The 15,044-nt window shown below is 60.7% G+C and carries 15 protein-coding genes and 2 pseudogenes; 4 read left to right on the top strand and 13 right to left on the bottom strand.

The features are described from left to right. Window positions 1–44 precede the first annotated feature (44 nt). Complete coding sequence (locus JCM12178_RS03960) at window positions 45–1,502, top strand: MFS transporter (RefSeq protein WP_218185624.1); 1,458 nt, start codon at window positions 45–47, stop codon at window positions 1,500–1,502. 60 nt (window positions 1,503–1,562) lie between these two features. On the opposite strand, the gene JCM12178_RS03955 is transcribed toward JCM12178_RS03960, so the two are convergent. The 8 genes and pseudogenes from JCM12178_RS03955 to JCM12178_RS03920 form a co-directional block, all read right to left on the bottom strand. Beyond that, window positions 1,563–2,105 carry a single-stranded DNA-binding protein gene (locus JCM12178_RS03955; RefSeq protein ID WP_054648958.1) on the bottom strand — a complete coding sequence of 181 codons (543 nt, stop codon included), beginning with the start codon at window positions 2,103–2,105 and terminating at the stop codon, window positions 1,563–1,565. A gap of 39 nt (window positions 2,106–2,144) precedes the next feature. Next, complete coding sequence (locus tag JCM12178_RS03950; RefSeq protein WP_054648956.1) at window positions 2,145–2,489, bottom strand: hypothetical protein; 345 nt, start codon at window positions 2,487–2,489, stop codon at window positions 2,145–2,147. A 5-nt stretch (window positions 2,490–2,494) separates the two neighbouring features. Then, window positions 2,495–3,142 carry a biotin/lipoyl attachment domain-containing protein gene (locus JCM12178_RS03945; RefSeq protein ID WP_054648954.1) on the bottom strand — a complete coding sequence of 216 codons (648 nt, stop codon included), beginning with the start codon at window positions 3,140–3,142 and terminating at the stop codon, window positions 2,495–2,497. A gap of 47 nt (window positions 3,143–3,189) precedes the next feature. Beyond that, window positions 3,190–5,455, bottom strand: a pseudogene (locus JCM12178_RS03940) (acetyl-CoA carboxylase carboxyl transferase subunit alpha/beta). A 1-nt stretch (window position 5,456) separates the two neighbouring features. Then, window positions 5,457–6,860: a biotin carboxylase N-terminal domain-containing protein gene (locus JCM12178_RS03935; RefSeq protein ID WP_284690198.1), complete on the bottom strand. Its 1,404-nt coding sequence runs from the start codon at window positions 6,858–6,860 to the stop codon at window positions 5,457–5,459. A gap of 13 nt (window positions 6,861–6,873) precedes the next feature. Next, window positions 6,874–7,245: a PilZ domain-containing protein gene (locus JCM12178_RS03930; RefSeq protein ID WP_054648952.1), complete on the bottom strand. Its 372-nt coding sequence runs from the start codon at window positions 7,243–7,245 to the stop codon at window positions 6,874–6,876. 39 nt (window positions 7,246–7,284) lie between these two features. Continuing rightward, a complete protein-coding gene (locus JCM12178_RS03925; RefSeq protein ID WP_054648950.1) occupies window positions 7,285–8,028 on the bottom strand; it encodes an OmpA/MotB family protein in 744 nt (247 codons plus the stop codon). 3 nt (window positions 8,029–8,031) lie between these two features. Further along, on the bottom strand, window positions 8,032–8,781 hold the full coding sequence (locus JCM12178_RS03920) for a motility protein A (protein ID WP_054648948.1): 750 nt from the start codon (window positions 8,779–8,781) through the stop codon (window positions 8,032–8,034). A 98-nt stretch (window positions 8,782–8,879) separates the two neighbouring features. On the opposite strand from JCM12178_RS03920, the pseudogene JCM12178_RS03915 reads away from it, so the two are divergent. The 3 genes and pseudogenes from JCM12178_RS03915 to JCM12178_RS03905 all read left to right on the top strand — a co-directional run bounded on the left by JCM12178_RS03915 (window position 8,880) and on the right by JCM12178_RS03905 (window position 10,941). Next, window positions 8,880–9,706 (top strand): annotated as a pseudogene (locus JCM12178_RS03915) (purine-nucleoside phosphorylase). A 79-nt stretch (window positions 9,707–9,785) separates the two neighbouring features. Further along, window positions 9,786–10,430, top strand: coding sequence for a FlgO family outer membrane protein (locus tag JCM12178_RS03910; protein ID WP_054648946.1), 645 nt, complete (start codon window positions 9,786–9,788; stop codon window positions 10,428–10,430). A gap of 205 nt (window positions 10,431–10,635) precedes the next feature. After that, window positions 10,636–10,941 (top strand): hypothetical protein, encoded by a 306-nt coding sequence (locus tag JCM12178_RS03905; RefSeq protein WP_054648944.1) that lies wholly within the window; start codon window positions 10,636–10,638, stop codon window positions 10,939–10,941. A gap of 311 nt (window positions 10,942–11,252) precedes the next feature. Here the strand turns inward: JCM12178_RS03905 and JCM12178_RS03900 are convergent, their stop codons facing one another. The 5 genes from JCM12178_RS03900 to JCM12178_RS03880 all read right to left on the bottom strand — a co-directional run bounded on the left by JCM12178_RS03900 (window position 11,253) and on the right by JCM12178_RS03880 (window position 14,831). Then, window positions 11,253–11,846: a 2-oxoacid:acceptor oxidoreductase family protein gene (locus JCM12178_RS03900; RefSeq protein ID WP_054648942.1), complete on the bottom strand. Its 594-nt coding sequence runs from the start codon at window positions 11,844–11,846 to the stop codon at window positions 11,253–11,255. Next, window positions 11,847–12,701: a 2-oxoacid:ferredoxin oxidoreductase subunit beta gene (locus JCM12178_RS03895; protein ID WP_054648940.1), complete on the bottom strand. Its 855-nt coding sequence runs from the start codon at window positions 12,699–12,701 to the stop codon at window positions 11,847–11,849. A gap of 4 nt (window positions 12,702–12,705) precedes the next feature. Then, window positions 12,706–13,851 (bottom strand): 2-oxoacid:acceptor oxidoreductase subunit alpha, encoded by a 1,146-nt coding sequence (locus JCM12178_RS03890; RefSeq protein ID WP_054648938.1) that lies wholly within the window; start codon window positions 13,849–13,851, stop codon window positions 12,706–12,708. 24 nt (window positions 13,852–13,875) lie between these two features. Beyond that, a complete protein-coding gene (locus JCM12178_RS03885; RefSeq protein WP_054648936.1) occupies window positions 13,876–14,106 on the bottom strand; it encodes a 4Fe-4S dicluster domain-containing protein in 231 nt (76 codons plus the stop codon). Between the two features lie 203 nt (window positions 14,107–14,309). After that, window positions 14,310–14,831, bottom strand: a complete 522-nt coding sequence (locus tag JCM12178_RS03880; protein ID WP_439646690.1) for a precorrin-8X methylmutase — start codon at window positions 14,829–14,831, stop codon at window positions 14,310–14,312. Between the last annotated feature and the right edge of the window lie 213 nt (window positions 14,832–15,044).

The following is a 15,044-nucleotide window of genomic DNA, read 5'->3' as shown; positions in this document are numbered from 1 at the left end:
TGCTACACTGCCCCATGAGCCATCAATCCATTGGAGATTCGCAGATGCCAGCACCGCAGACCATTCAGGAATACATCGACGAGACCCCTCTGTGGCCGGACGGAACACGCTGCCCGTCTGCGCCGCTGACCATGATGCAGCAACGCATCTGGCTGCTCGCATCGGCGGGAAAGTTCTTCGAGGGGCTGGTCGTCTTCATGACCGGCGTGGCTTTGCCGCTCATCATGCTGGAGTTCAACCTCGGCGCAGCCGCAAAGGGGTCCCTCGGAGCGGCCACGCTGTTCGGCATACTCGTGGGCGCCACTTCGCTCGGCAGCCTGTCCGACACCTACGGCAGAAAGCGCATGTTCATCATCGAGATGGTCATCTTCACGCTCTTTCTCGCGCTCATGGTCATCAGCCCGAACTATCTGCTGACACTCGTTTTCCTCTTCGGCATGGGACTGGCGCTCGGCTGCGACTACCCCACCGCGCACATGGTCATCTCCGAAAGCATCCCCAGCAAAAGCAGGGGACGGCTCGTGCTCAGCGCCTTCGCATTTCAGGCACTCGGCGCATTGACCGGCACTGCCATCGGCTACTTCATCCTTGCAGGCGCTCCGGACATCGGCTCGTGGCGATACATGTACGCCACCGCAATCATCCCCGCGCTTCTTGTGCTGGGCGGCCGGTTCTTCATTCCGGAAAGCGGTCAGTGGCTCCTTGCCCGCGGCAAACAGACGGATGCGGAACAGGAAACCCTGCGCCTGCTGCACAGAGACCCGCCGTATCCGCAGGAGATATCCCTCTCCACAGAGCGGTCCGCCCCGAAGGCGGACGAACAAGGCAATAACGGCAGCTACCGCGACCTGCTGCGGGGCAAAATCCGGCGCTCGACAATTCTGGCCTCGGTACCGTGGTTTCTTCAGGACCTCGGAACATACGGCATAGGAATATTCACGCCGACCATCATCGCCTCGGCCATCGGGGCCAAAACGCAGCACCCGCACTCGGTGGCCGCGATTATTCACAATGACATGGTCGCGGCAAAAGGTGCGGCAGTCATAGACATTCTATTGATCGTCGGGATCGTCGTGGCCGTGCTGCTGGTCGACCGGATCGGAAGAATCAAGCTGCAATTCATAGGGTTTCTCGGCTGCGCTGCCGGGTTGCTGCTGGCGTCCTTTTCACTGCAGACCACCGGCACGGCGAGCACCCTCTTCCTGTTCGGCGGTTTCATGCTTTTCAACTTCATGACCAACCTCGGCCCCAACGCCATGACCTACCTGCTGGCCGGAGAAGTGTTCCCCACCCGAATCCGCGGCAAGGGCGCGGGCGCAGCGGCATCGTTTGCCAAGATCGGCGCAGTCCTCACGGCTTTTCTTTTCCCGGTCCTGCTCAAAGACATCGGCACGCAGGCCCTGCTCTACATTCTGGTCGCCACTTCCCTCTTCGGGGCGTTCATCACCAGAAAATACGCCATTGAAACCAAAGGTATGAATCTGGAAGAGTTGGACACCTAAAAAGAAAGCGAGGGTGCCGGAGCACCCTCGCTTTTTGAGAACTTGAATGTTCTATTTCGACTAGAACGGCACGTCGTCCATGCCGCTGGCCTCGGACGGGAAAGCCGGGCCGAGGTCTTCCTCGGGCTGCTGCTGGCCGCCCTGCTGACCTTGCTGGGGCTGCTGGGGCTGCTGATATCCGCCGCCCTGTTGACCCCCCTGCTGGTAGCCGCCCTGTTGCTGGCCCTGTTGCTGGCCCTGCTGGCGGGGGGGCTGCTGGCCGTCACGCGGGGAGTCGAGACCGTCCACGCGGTCGGCGACGATCTCGGTGGACCAGCGGTCCTGACCGTTCTGATCCTGCCACTTGCGGGTCTGCAGCTTGCCTTCGACCATCACCAGACGGCCCTTGCTCAGGTAATTGCCGCAGAATTCGGCGGCCTGACGCCATGCCACCACGCGGTGCCACTCGGTGCGCTCAACGCGCTGGCCGGTGTTGCGGTCGCGGTAGCCTTCGTCCGTGGCCACGGAAAGACGGGCCAACGCCTGACCGCCCGTAGTGTAGGAAAGTTCGGGGTCGCGACCGAGACGGCCGATGATTATTACTTTATTGAGGCTTCCAGCCATGATTGCTCCTTGGATCGTTTAACTGCTGGCTATCGCATATCAGAATTTGGCGGCGATGTCTTCCAGGCGGTCCAGCGCATCTTCGAGCGCATAGGTCTGCTTGTCCGCCTCCGAAGGCTTCCAGTCGGCCAGCAACTCCTTGAGCGCCTCGAGCGCACGGTAAGCATCCCCGGCACTTCCCTCCAGAGCCGCCACCTGTTCGTCGGACACGAGCCCGGCCTGACAGGCCGTATGCACGGCCTCGGCAAGCTCCATCACACCCCGCTTGGGCGTGGAAAAGGTGCCTTCCTCCCACACCAGATTACAGAGCGCGGGCCACTCTTTGGTCACGGCCTTCTCGTCGAAGGTCCATGCGGATACGCGGACTTGCAACAGCCTGCCCATGATGATTACTCCTCTTCCCACTCGCTCTGGACGCGGGTGACAACGTCCTGAATGGTGGAAAGCTGGTCTTCGGGACAGATGCCGAGCAGCGGTTCGCCTGCGTCGACATTCTCCCCGCGATGAAAATAGACGGAATAGATGATGCCGTCCGGGCCTGAGTAGGCCAGCGGCGTCTCCCGCTTCATGCGGGAAACGATGAGCATGTCCATCCCGTCGTGCACCTTGACGGAGCGCTTGCCCGAGACTTTCAGTTTCTGGTCCACTTCAGGAATGAAGTAGTACTTGGCGCGTTCGGGCGCGCGAAAGAGATGCAGCGCCTGCTGCAGAATCAGCTCGATGACTTCCTTTCTGGTCAGGAAGTGGCGGATGGTGAGCAGTTCTTCTCCGGCTTCCACGAACTGGCCCTCCAGCTCGGTGCGGATGCTTTGCACTTCGCCCTTTTCCGGGGCGTTGATGGGCTTGCGGTTCTTCTCGCGGGTCAGGGTCGCCAGCGGTGTGCCGGGCTTTTCCTGATAGGTGCCGGAGCGGCCGACAACGGCATCACCCACGGCGAGTTCCGCGAACTCCACAACCCCGGTATGCGGGGCGCGGACAACGATTTCCTTGTAGGGAGACGCCTTGATCTCCTCAAGCAGTTCCTTGACGTTCAGCACGGGATTCTCCTCCCGGATAGGTTTCATGATGAGCTGCCTTGCGGCGGTCAGCGATAATAGAGGTTGCGGCCACCCATGGTCAAGAGCGCGCGGTGGAGATTCGCCTTGAGCTCGCGGCGATCCCATATACCGTGAATGTGCCCGCGCGACAGGGCGAGGTACGCCTTGTGATAATTGGGCGGCATTTCCATACCCGTTGTTTCCGTTATGACGCCGGGTCCGGCAAAGCCGATGTTCGACGAGCGGATCGCGAACTGGTACGGCGAGCAGCCGAGAAAGCTGGCCACCGGACCGGCATAGGAATTCGTGTCGTAAACCACGACGTAGAGTCCGCCTGCGTCTATGTAGCGACGCACGGCCTGCGTGCAGCGCGGCATCTGGATGACGCCGTTGACGCCCTCCTGAATGCGGATGCCGGCGGTGCCGTGCACGTAGGCGATGAGCGGATAGCGGCGTTTCATGGCCCGCTCGCAGGCGCGGATGAACTTCTCGCCCTCGGCCGCGCCCACGGTGCCGCCCCGGAAGGGTGCGGCAAACACCGCCACCACGGTCTCGATGTCGTCAAGCGCGGTCTCGAAGGTTATGCAGGCAGAATCCAGCCCGGTGCGATCTCTGGCCTGATCCAGCTTGCCGTCAAACCCCTCGTAGCCGAGCGGGTTGGTGGAGACGATCTCTCGCCCGAACTCGCGGGAGCGCATGTACCCGAAGACGTTATGGAGATACCACTGGTACTCCATGGGGAAATGGTGGCCGCAGTTGGGGCAGACCCCGGCGAATTCGCCGAACAGGTCCGGTGCCCAAATGTCCTGACAATCGTGCGTGCGAACATTGGCACAGGATATGGCCCGGTCGTCGCGGCTCCTCGGGCTGACCCACGCCCATTGGTCGTCTGTAAGACAGGCACCGTCCTCGGGACACGACAGGCGCGTCAAATCCTGCAGGGCCGCCTTGTCCGGAGCCGGGGCATCCTCGTCGCCTGAGCGTGTGACAAACCGCTTCACCGGCTTGACCACTCGCTCGCTGACCAGATGCACTTCCGCGTTCAGTTCCTCGAAGAACCCTCGCAGCTTTTTCTTGTGCCTGCCAAACATGTCGTGCCGCACGAACGAGTCAAAGGCCAGACCGGCGTTTTCGCAGGACTCCATGGCCTGCTTGAAAACGGAGCGGGTGTCCTGATGCGCATGCAGACTCATGTCGCGAAACTTCTGCCACCGTTTCTCCACCAGCCGCTGACGGGCTCTCTTGGAGAGGCTCCAGCGCACGAAGATGCTCTCGGCATCGTGGTTGCTGCGCTTCTGCTGCTTAAGGGCCAGTGCACGGAAAAGCCGCATGGACTTGACCCCGAGCACGGCCTCGTTGGTGGTCTGGATAAGCTCGCGCCTGAGGTCGCGGAAAAAGTCGTAATGGTACGGCCGCGCGCCGAGCGGCGGTTCGTTGAGCACCCGGTCCACGTAGCCGTTTCGCAGGTTGTCCTCGGCGGTGATGCCGAGCTGCCGGGCGCACTTCTCGACGAGGTCTCCCCCGGCCCGAGCGCCGCCGCGCAAACGCCCCTCGATGGCCGCCGCCCCCTCGGGCGAGATGACGGAATAATACCCGTGGGAGAGCATGATGCGACCGTCAGCCAAGCCGATGCCTCGGCTCCGCCGGAGCCGCCTTCGGAGATGGTGGCAACCACAGGCACCTTCAGGTCGGCCATTTCATAAAGATTCTTGGCGATCTGCTGTGCAGCGCGGGATAGTCCTCGATGGGATAGGAGCCGGGAGTGAAAATGAAGGTGTGAACGGGGATGTTCTCGGTTTCGGCGACCTTCATGTAGTGGAGCGCCTTGGCGTTGCCCCACGGCTTCACGGACCCGCCGTTGCGGTACTCCTCGCCGTGCCCCTTTTCCTGCCCGATGACCATGACGGACTGGTTGATGACCTTCTGCCCCACCCGGCGCGTCAGATACGCACGCGCAATGACCATGCTCGGGTCGATGCTGAACTCGCCCTCACCGCCGATCTCGGAATAGTTGTCGTAGACGTTTTCCAGAATATCCTTGAGGCAGATGCGCTGCGGATGACGCACGATGCGCACCCGGTCCATGGGCGTGAGGCTCTGGTCGAGCTTCATCTCCAGAAAATCGCAGAGGCTCTCCATGTGCCGCAGGTCGCGCTTGTGATCCTGCTGCGGCGCGGACTGCACCTTTTGCAGAAATTCGTCGAACTTGGCCTGAAGAACGGCCACGTTGCTTCCGGACTGTCCCTCGCCCACCACGTCGCGGGCGTAGGCAAGCCGGTCTCGCAGGGCCTGAATTCTCTTTTCGCTGTCCATATCAGAACTCCAGCAGCGAAGCGGTCTTCTCGCGCAGGAAGTCTATGTTCGTGTTGAACCCGCTTGCGGCCCGGCCCTCAAGAACCAGACTGTCGAGGAAGGCCGTGCCCCGCTCCTTGGCTTCGCGCAGGTCGGCGCCGTGGATGATGGCCAGCGCGAGGTTGGGGTCGTACTCCATTGGGATTTCGTACTCTCGGTCCTGCGGGATCTGGGTGTGCATGGTCAGCCAGGGCTGGTCGGTCCATGAGAAACGGGTGATGGTGCCGGAGCAGGGAGCGAACCGTTGGGCGGGGTTTTCCGCGATGATGCGGTATTCTATGCCCACGCCGTCGAAGGTGATGTCATCCTGAGCGTACCCCATGCCGTCGCCGAAGGCCATGCGAATCTGCTCGGCGATGAGATCGGTGCCGTCATGGCCGCCGATGCGGGCAATGGCGGCGGACACGCCGTTCTCCACCTGAATGCGGGTGTTTACCTCCATGAGGAACGGCTCGCCGCGCGGAGTGACGATCCACTCCCAGGTGCCCACCGAGTCATACCCCACGTCTGCGGCCATGGTCAGTGAGTGATTGGTAATGTCTTCCAACACCTTGGCGGCATTGAAGGCGTATCCCAACTCGTCCGGGACGAACCCTGGGGCCACCTCGATGCGCTTCTGCATGCCGGTGGACTGCACCGAGCAGTTGCGGGTGCCGAAATGCACGTGACGCTCGCCGCCGCGTTCGGACAACACCTGCACTTCAAGGTGGTTGAAGTCGAAGATGCGCTGCTCGATGAGCACGCCCTCGTCGTTGAAATTTCTTTTGGCATAGTTGCGGATGCGGCGGTACGTGGAACGGAACTGGTCCGGGTCCTCCACTTCCTCAATGCCCATGCCCCCGCCCCCCGCGGAAGCCTTGACCAATACGCAGGAATTCACCAGCCCCTGATCGCGCTGGAAGGCAAACAGATTCCGGGCGATCTCCTCGGCCTCCATCTCGCTGTAGATGGGCCGGTCCGAGCCGGGAATGGTCGGCACTCCGAGGCTGCGGGCAATGCGCTTGGTGTTGATCTTGTCCCCGAGGTCACGGATGACCCACCATGACGGACCGATGAAGGTCAATGGACTATCGCGGCGCACCACGCGCCGGGCAAAGCGAAAATCCTCGGCAAAGAACCCGTAGCCGGGATGCACGGCGGTGGCCTCGGCCACGTCGGCGACCGAGAGCACTTCGTTGGCGTCAAGGTAGGATTGGATTCTGTAGAGCGAACGCGGCCCGCCCAGTTCGCGGGCAAGGTCGACATGCCCGGACTCGGCGTCAGCATCTGTATAAAGAACCACGAACTCGTGCCCGAGCTTGCGGCAGGCCTTCATGATGCGAATGGCGATCTCGCCGCGATTGGCGATGAGAATGCGTTGCGTCACGCTGCTCCGTTATCTATTTCTGTTTTTGTTTGCGAAGGGCAATAAGCCGCTTCTGGACTTCAAGAACCAGCTTGTCGAGCCGCTGTTGCTGCTTACGGTCAAGCTCCTCGAAGTTGAGGCCCACGATGCCGTTCTTCACGACGCGGATGACCGTGCAGCGGATGTCGCCGAGGAAGAGTTTGTCGTTGAGCAGGAGGCGGACTGTGTGTTCCGAGTTCTCTTTCATTCCGGCGCTTCCCTGCACCGCGAATCCTGTGGCGGAAATATCCTTGACCGGCGTAGACACGCCGAGATCCAGAAAATTGGCCGTCAACCCGGGCACGCGGGTCCTGAACGCCCGGCGTAGTTTTTCCTCAGCATCTGGTAGGGAAATCTTGAAATCCATTGGTTACCTCGGTGCCGGAACCCAGTCCGGCGGTTCCCATTACCTTCCGGTCACCCGTTTTTCAAGCACGAACTCCACTCTCCTGTTCTTACCACGGTAAGCCGGAGTCGTGTTGGGGTAAAGGGGATTCATGTCTGCAAGCCCTGTCGCGGTCAATCGGGAGGGTTCAATGCCCAGCTTCAAGAGCAGACGAAGCACGTTGACCGCCCGCATTGCCGAAATCTCCCAGTTGTCCTTGAAGCGGCCTCTGCCACTCGGCTGCGTGTTATCGGTGTAGCCTGTGATCTTGATGGTCTGGTCCGGATGCTGGATGAAGAATTCCCTGAGCTGAGCCACAAGTTGCTGGCCCTCTGGACTGAGGGTGACGCGGCCCGTGGCGAAGAGTACGTCGCCCGGGACCCTGAGCGTAATGACCCCGTCCTCGAAGTTGGCGCTGACAATGCCTTCGAGGCCCTTGGTGGTCTGCAGGGTCTTGACCTCGGCAAAGACCTTGCGTTGCGATTCGATGATCTGCCGCCGCATCAGGGCCTGATCGATGAGCACCCCGGCCTCGTCGCGGGTTATGCGGCTGGTGGAGATTTTATCCAGTTTGCCAGAAAGCGCGTTGGTAACCGAGGAGAACGTTTCCGAGAACTTGGCCGTGTCGATGGTCGACATGGAATACAGCAGGATGAAGAACACGAGCAGCAGCATGGAGAGGTCGGCGAAGGTGGTCAGCCACTGCTGGCCCTCGTTTTCGTCTTCCTGCGGAATCTCGTAGATATCGAGCTTTTCGTCTTTCACGACTTACTCCCCGCGTTCCGAAGGTGACAGGAACGACGACAGCTTTTCGTAAACGAGTCTCGGGTTGTTGTTTTCAAGGATGGACTTGGCGCCCTCGAAGATGATCTCGAGGTTGAGCTGCTCCTGCAGGGTGCGGGCCTTGAGCTTGGCGGCCAGCGGGATGAAGATGAGCGTGGAGAGCGCGGAACCGTAAAAAGTGGTCAGGATGGCGACGGCCATGGCCGGACCGATGGAGGCGGGATCATTCAGCCGGGAGAGCATCTGCACGAGGCCGATGAGCGTCCCCATCATCCCGAAGGCCGGGGCGAGGCTGCCGAGCCGCTTGAACACGTCCTGCCCCACCTGATGGCGGCGGCGCATGGAATTGATCTCAATGGCCAGCGTGGCATGGATGAGCTGTGTATCGGCGTTGTCCGCGATAAGCTGGCAGGATTTCTTGAGAACCATGTTTTCGGTCTGCACGTTTTCAAGGGCCAGAAGCCCTTCGCGGCGGCTGATTTCCGCTACCTTGACCATGATGTTGACCACATCGCGGGCGCGGGTCTTGCGCTGGTGAAAAACCTTGAATGCCGCTTTGATGGCCTGTACTACTTCCTCAAAGGGAAAGGCGACCATGATGGAGGCGAGGGTCCCGCCCACGACGATCATCATGCCGGGAACGTTGAGAAAGACATCAACGGCACCGCCGATGATGATGGCACCGACCACGAGGCCGAGGCCGACGATGAGCCCGAGTAAGGTGGCAATATCCATTCGGTAACCCGCCTTATTCCGAATTTACAGTTACAATCCGGTAGGTTGTCGCTTACTATGTCTCGATCACAGCCCGGGTCCACGAACAGGGAGAATCCATGAGCATACGCAGGACTGTGCTGCAATCTATAGGGTATATACAGGAAAAAGTGGGAAAAAAACAACCCGTAAGAGCAGGGATCGTTACAGGTTCGGGTCTTGGCGGCATTCTGGATGCCATGAAGGTCGAACACGAGATTCCTTACGGAGACATCCCCGGCTTTCCGGTATCCACAGTGGAAGGACACGCCGGGCGGCTGCTTTTCGGCACGCTGGCCGGGACTCCCGTGGCCGTCATGAACGGTCGCATCCACCTCTACGAAGGGTTTGCTCCGCAGGAAGTGGTGCATGGAATCCGGGTCTTTTTCGAGCTCGGCATCGACACCGTGATCCTCACCAATGCCGCAGGCGCACTGAACCCGCAGTTCGAGACGGGCGCCCCATGGTCATTACCGACCACATCAACTTCAGCGGCGCGAGTTGCCTGACCGGAGACAATCACGAAGAGTGGGGCCCGCGCTTTCCGGACATGAGCCGCGTTTACGACAGGCGTCTCGTGATCCGAGCCGAAGAGGCAGCACTGCGTCTGGGCATCCGGCTGGAACGCGGCGTCTACGTCCAGGTGCCGGGGCCGAACCTTGAGACCCCGGCCGAGACCCGCGCCTACAGAGCGCTTGGAGCCGACGCCATCGGCATGTCCACTGCGCTGGAGGCCATGGCCGCCACGCACATGAACATGCGGGTGCTGGCCTTCTCCTGCCTGACGAACAAGAACCTGCCCGACTGCATGGAGCAGACCTCCCACGAGGCAGTGCTCGCCGCAGCGCAGGGAGCATCCAGCGCCATGGGGCAGCTTCTTGAGGAAATTCTAAAGGATTTCGAGTAGACTGCCGATCAGAAGCGTACGGCGCGACAGCAGGGAGGGCCCCGCACGTTGCCGCGCAACACAATCAGAGGATACGCCCATGTTCAAAGCGGTTCACATCTTTCTTGCGTTCGTGCTGGCCACTGCGCTCGCTTTCGGCTGTTCCACCATCAAGGAAGGCGCGAAATCCACCTACGAGTTCGTTTTTGACGATCCCACCACGGCCACCCCGGTGTTTCCCGAAAAAGGCGAGCCGGTCGTCAACATCATCTACGAGATGGCCGACACCCTGAACAGCGAGGTCAACCGCGCCCTGCTGCCCAAGGAATCCCCCGTCTACGTGCAGCGCTTCACGAACATGGAAAACCCCGCCGACAACAGCCCCTTTGGTGAAGTCATCGCCAACCAGCTCGGCATCCGGCTGGTCCAGCGCGGCTGGCGCATAGCCGAGGGCGCACCGCCGGAAAACGCGGTGGAAATGTTCGACGAAAAAGCCGCCGCCCACACCGACGACGACATCATGGTCCGCAAAGAAGGATACTCGCTGGAACCCTCTGTCCTCAAGGGAGCCTACGAAGTAAGCGACGACTCCATCATCGTCCTCGCCAAGGTCGTGAGAATGCGCGACAATGTTGTGGCCGCCGCCCACGCCTGGTCACTGCCCGTCAACGAACGCATCCGAGACCTGCTCAACACACCCGACACGGGCGAGAGCATGCAGCCCACCGTCAAGACCACATTTTAGCCGAATCACGCCTTCCCAAGTTTTTTTGAAAAAACGTGTTGACGTTGAAAACGATTTTCACTATCAAAGAGTCAACAAGGCACGACAATCCTCCAAACGTCGAACGCATGAAAAACGAAACACGCACTCATTCCTCCTGTACCCAGCCGGGACCGGTCCCCCACCGGTCCCGGCCAAACTTCATTCAAAATCGGGAGGCTATGCAATGAGTCAGGCAAAACTCGTCGGTGTTCTGAACAAGGAAGGCATGAAAGCGCTTTCCGACGGCGATTACATGAACGCCCAGTTTCTTCTCACGCAGGCGCTGGACAAGTGCAAAGCATTTCGCTCCGCACTCAACGAGGCGAAAATTCGCAACAACCTCGCCCTCGTGATGCAGACCCAAGGGTTCGTCGAAAAAGCCGCCACGAATTTCAAACTCGCAATGAGCATCACCGAGCGCGAAGCCGGAACCGACACCGGCCTCTACCGCAAGATCAAAAGCAACTTCGAAAAACTCGAAGCCGCATAAGGAGACAGCCATGAGCAACCGCCCCACCCTTTCCTCCGGCGACCGCAAGCGTTTTCTGTCCTCGGCCTTCAAGTCCTTCGGCTCGGCGCGTCCGGTGCGGACGACTGCTGCAGACCAGAAGAAGAAATAGGTTCCGCCTGCGGCGGATTGTCTGGTGATTTCGCCTCCGGCGGCCAAAGGGTCATAACCCTTTGGAATCCCAATCTTGCCTTCGGCGGGTGCCGAGGGGTGAGAGTACTCATACGACAAAGAAGCCCCGGACTCTGTGGTCCGGGGCTTCTTTCAATTTTCCAATAACTGGCGGGTGATTGTTACTCTTCGGGTGCCACGCCCCATACTTCCGGGCTTTCGCCGAAGTGCTTCTTGGCCTCGCGGTGCCCGAGATTGAAGGCCTTCACGTTCACGGCGCGAATCTTGGCCGGAAGCGTCTCCTCCATGCTCTTGCGCATCACGCGCTGCACCGTGAACGGCAGCAGGTGCGTCAGCGCACCAAGCACCACCGTATTCATGGCCTGCACGATACCGACCTTGTCCTTGGCAAGCTGCGTGAACGGCAGCCCGAGGTAGTGGTTCGTCGGCGGCTGCTTCACGATGTCCGACTCAATGACCAGCACCCCGCCGGGCTTGAGGTACGGATAATAGGCGTTGCACGCTTCCTGCGAGAGCGCCACCAGCAGGTCGAGGCTTTCCGCCTTGGGAAAGCTGATGCGCCCGGAGCTGACCACGAGGTCGCAACGGCTGGAGCCGCCACGCGCTTCGGGGCCGTAGCTCTGGGTCTGGGTGACGTTGTAGCCGTGGCCGAGCGCGAGCCCCGCGCCCATGACCTTGCCCAGAGTGATGATGCCCTGTCCGCCAAGACCGGAGAAGCGGATTTCAAATCGCTGAAGTTCCATGGGCTGTTTCATTTACTTACCCTCCGCTGCCTGCTGCTTGGCGAGCAGTTCCTTCTTCAGGCCGAAATAGCGTTCCTCCAGTCCGGGGTTGCCCTTGTCGGTGAACACGCCGATGGGGATGCGGTCCCCGCGCTGCTCTTCCTTCATTTCCTGATACCGCTCCACCGGGACCGCGGTCTTCTTGAGCCACTTGTACATGTCCACAGGGCCCTTGAACTTGTTCTTGCGGCCGTACTGCGTGTGGCACGGAGTGAGCACTTCGAGCATGTTGAAGCCGGGCTTGGTGATGGCCTCGCACATGAGGCGCTCCAGCTTCTGCACATGGAACACGGTGCCGCGGGCAACGTAGTTGGCTCCGGCCCCCTGCCCGAGGGACACGGTGTCGAAGCTCTCTTCCAACTGGCCGAACGGAGCGGTCATGGAAGTGCTGCCGCTAGGCGTGGCCGGGGAACTCTGCCCGCCGGTCATGCCGTAGATGTTGTTGTTGAGGATCAGGGCGGTGACGCCGATGTTGCGCCGCGCGGCGTGAATGAGATGGTTACCGCCGATGGACAGCGCATCCCCGTCGCCCATGATACAGATGACCTTGAGCTTGGGGTTGGACATCTTGATGCCCGTGGCAAAGGTCAGCGCCCTGCCGTGGGTTGTATGGATGGTATTGAAGTCCACATACACGGCCAGCCTGCCGGAGCAGCCAATCCCGGCGACAATGACGACGTCGTCCTTGGGGATGTCCAGCGAATGCACGCTGCGGATCAGGGACCCGAGCACGATGCCGTGGCCGCACCCCGCACAGAGCACGTGGGGGAACTTCTTGTTATGCCTCAGATATTGATGAATGATTTCGTTTCCGGTGACTTCGTTCATGGCGCTACCCCTGCATGATGACCTTGAGGATTTCGGACGGCGTGATGATCTGGCCATCGACACGGTTGATCGTACGAACCGATGCCCGGCCCATGTTGACACGCTTCACTTCGCGGGAGATCTGCCCCATGTTCATTTCCGGCACCACCAGCGTTCTGGCATGGGCCAGAAGCTTTTCCATGGCCCTGCGCGGATAGGGGAAGAGCGTCTGAAGTTTCAGAAGCCCGGCCTTGACACCGGACTCGCGGGCCTGCTGCACGGCAAACTCGGCCGAGCGGGCCACGGAGCCGTAAGCCACGACAACCACGTCCGCATCGTCGCAGGTGGTCTCCTCGGTGAGCTGGATGTCGTAGAAGAACTGGTCGATCTTGCGGTGCATCCGCTGCATCAGTTCGTCCACCTCATCCGGCCGGGAGGTCGGATAGCCGTTGCGGTCGTGGGTCAGGCCGGTAACGTGGAAGCGGTAGCCCGAGCCGATGGGCGGCATGGGCGGCACGCCGCGCACGGTCTCTTCATACGGTTTGTACCATTCGGGCGGCATGGACGGCACCACGCGGCTGTGAATCTCGTAGTCGCCCGGGTTGGGCAGCTCGATCTTCTCACGGGTATGCGCGGTAATTTCGTCGATGAGGAGAATGACCGGCGTGCGATATTTTTCCGCCATGTTGAAGGCCTTGATGGTCATCTCCAGACATTCCTGCACGTCGGCGGCGGAGAGCACGATGATCGGATGGTCGCCGTGCGTGCCCCAGCGGGCCTGTAACACGTCGCCCTGCGCCGGGCTGGTGGGCAGTCCTGTGGAGGGGCCGCCGCGCATGACGTTCACGAGCACACAGGGTGCCTCGGCCATGCAGGCGTACCCGAGGTGCTCCTGCATGAGGGAAAAGCCGGGGCCGGACGTGGCGGTCATGGCCTTTCTTCCGGCCAGCGATGCGCCGATGACCGCGCCCATGCTGGCGATTTCGTCTTCCATCTGCACGAACACGCCGTCCTCGTGGGCGGGCAGCCGTGAGGCCATGATCTCCATGATCTCCGAGGACGGGGTAATGGGATAGCCCCCGTAGAACGTGCAGCCGGCGATGAGCGCGCCTTCGACCACCGCTTCGTTGCCGAGCGCGAAAATCTCTTGTTTCTTCTTGCGTCTTGCCATGGTTGGAACTTCCTCGTCAGCGGCCTAGGCCTGCTCGTCCTTCGGTTTCTTGTCCGTGACCACGATCGCGAAATCCGGGCAGTGCAGCTCGCAGAACCCGCAGTGGATACAGTCGTCTTCCCTGGCCACGTGGCATTTGCCGGTCTCGTCCAGCTCAAGCACCTTGGCCGGACAGAAGGACACACAAACACCGCAACCCTTGCACCAGTCCGGATAGACCGTGACCTTGCTCTGTCCCTTCTTCTTTTTTGCCATAACCTCAATCCAAAATGAGAATTAATCCCCAAGGCCTTTGAAACAGTAATAGTTCGCCACTAGCACTGTCTTATGGTCAAAGCAAGGCAAACAGGAACGAATTTGCAACGGGAAAGCCGCCAGACAACCGTCCGATATACGGTTTATCACGGTTTCCGGCGAAGAGACGAAAAACTTGGAGCGTATTGGAAAGAATGACGGGTCTATCGGGACTTGCGCAGGGCCATCTCTGCCAATGCGTTGACCACGCAGGCAGCAAGCGCAGAGCCGCCCTTGCGCCCCTTGACGGCGATGTGCGGGATGCTGGAATCCATCAGGTAGTCCTTGGACTCCGCAGCGTTGACAAACCCGACCGGCATGCCGACCACCAAGTCGGGAACGGGCGCACCCTCGCGCACGCGGTCCACCAGCCGGATCAGCGCGGTGGGAGCGTTGCCCACCACCCAGACGGACGGATGAAGCTCATCGAGCGCGAAGTCCACGGCAGCAAAGGCGCGGGTGGTGCCGTTTCGCTTTGCGGCCTCGGCCACGCGGGGATCGTTCATCAGACAGCGGACTTCACAACCAAGCGGATCCATGCGCCGAACAGGAATGCCCTTTCGGGCCATTTCCGTATCCGTAACGACGAGACCGCCCCTGCTGAGAGCCGCAACGCCGTTGGCCACGGATTGTGGATGGAAACAAACGAGGTCGAGCATCTCGAAGTCCGCCGTGGTGTGGATCATGCGGCGCACGATCTCCCACTCGCCCCCGTCATAAGGCGCGGCTGCGGCACTTCGCTGTCGATAATGCGGAAGGATTCCGCCTCGATGTCGGCGGGCAGCGGGATATCCCTGATACTGTCGCGGGACATGGCTACTTCCGGGTTTTACGGGGCGCGGCCGCCGCAGACGGCCACGGACGACGACGTGCCGAGGCGGTTGGCCCCGGCTTCGAGC

Origin of the sequence: Salidesulfovibrio brasiliensis JCM 12178 (assembly GCF_001311825.1) — a bacterium.
In the GTDB taxonomy this organism is placed as follows: Bacteria; Desulfobacterota; Desulfovibrionia; order Desulfovibrionales; family Desulfovibrionaceae; genus Pseudodesulfovibrio; species Pseudodesulfovibrio brasiliensis.
Note: the sequence above shows the minus strand (reverse complement) of the source record. Positions and strands in the feature narration are given on the sequence as shown.

Bases quoted from the DNA above. Each gene is read 5' to 3' on its own strand.
- JCM12178_RS03960 (WP_218185624.1), top strand. From the start codon at position 45: ATGCCAGCACCGCAGACCATTCAGGAATACATCGACGAGACCCCTCTG.
- JCM12178_RS03955 (WP_054648958.1), bottom strand. From the start codon at position 2,105: ATGGCTGGAAGCCTCAATAAAGTAATAATCATCGGCCGTCTCGGTCGC.
- JCM12178_RS03950 (WP_054648956.1), bottom strand. From the start codon at position 2,489: ATGGGCAGGCTGTTGCAAGTCCGCGTATCCGCATGGACCTTCGACGAG.
- JCM12178_RS03930 (WP_054648952.1), bottom strand. From the start codon at position 7,245: ATGGATTTCAAGATTTCCCTACCAGATGCTGAGGAAAAACTACGCCGG.
- JCM12178_RS03920 (WP_054648948.1), bottom strand. From the start codon at position 8,781: ATGGATATTGCCACCTTACTCGGGCTCATCGTCGGCCTCGGCCTCGTG.
- JCM12178_RS03910 (WP_054648946.1), top strand. From the start codon at position 9,786: ATGTTCAAAGCGGTTCACATCTTTCTTGCGTTCGTGCTGGCCACTGCG.
- JCM12178_RS03905 (WP_054648944.1), top strand. From the start codon at position 10,636: ATGAGTCAGGCAAAACTCGTCGGTGTTCTGAACAAGGAAGGCATGAAA.
- JCM12178_RS03900 (WP_054648942.1), bottom strand. From the start codon at position 11,846: ATGAAACAGCCCATGGAACTTCAGCGATTTGAAATCCGCTTCTCCGGT.
- JCM12178_RS03895 (WP_054648940.1), bottom strand. From the start codon at position 12,701: ATGAACGAAGTCACCGGAAACGAAATCATTCATCAATATCTGAGGCAT.
- JCM12178_RS03890 (WP_054648938.1), bottom strand. From the start codon at position 13,851: ATGGCAAGACGCAAGAAGAAACAAGAGATTTTCGCGCTCGGCAACGAA.
- JCM12178_RS03885 (WP_054648936.1), bottom strand. From the start codon at position 14,106: ATGGCAAAAAAGAAGAAGGGACAGAGCAAGGTCACGGTCTATCCGGAC.
- JCM12178_RS03880 (WP_439646690.1), bottom strand. From the start codon at position 14,831: ATGATCCACACCACGGCGGACTTCGAGATGCTCGACCTCGTTTGTTTC.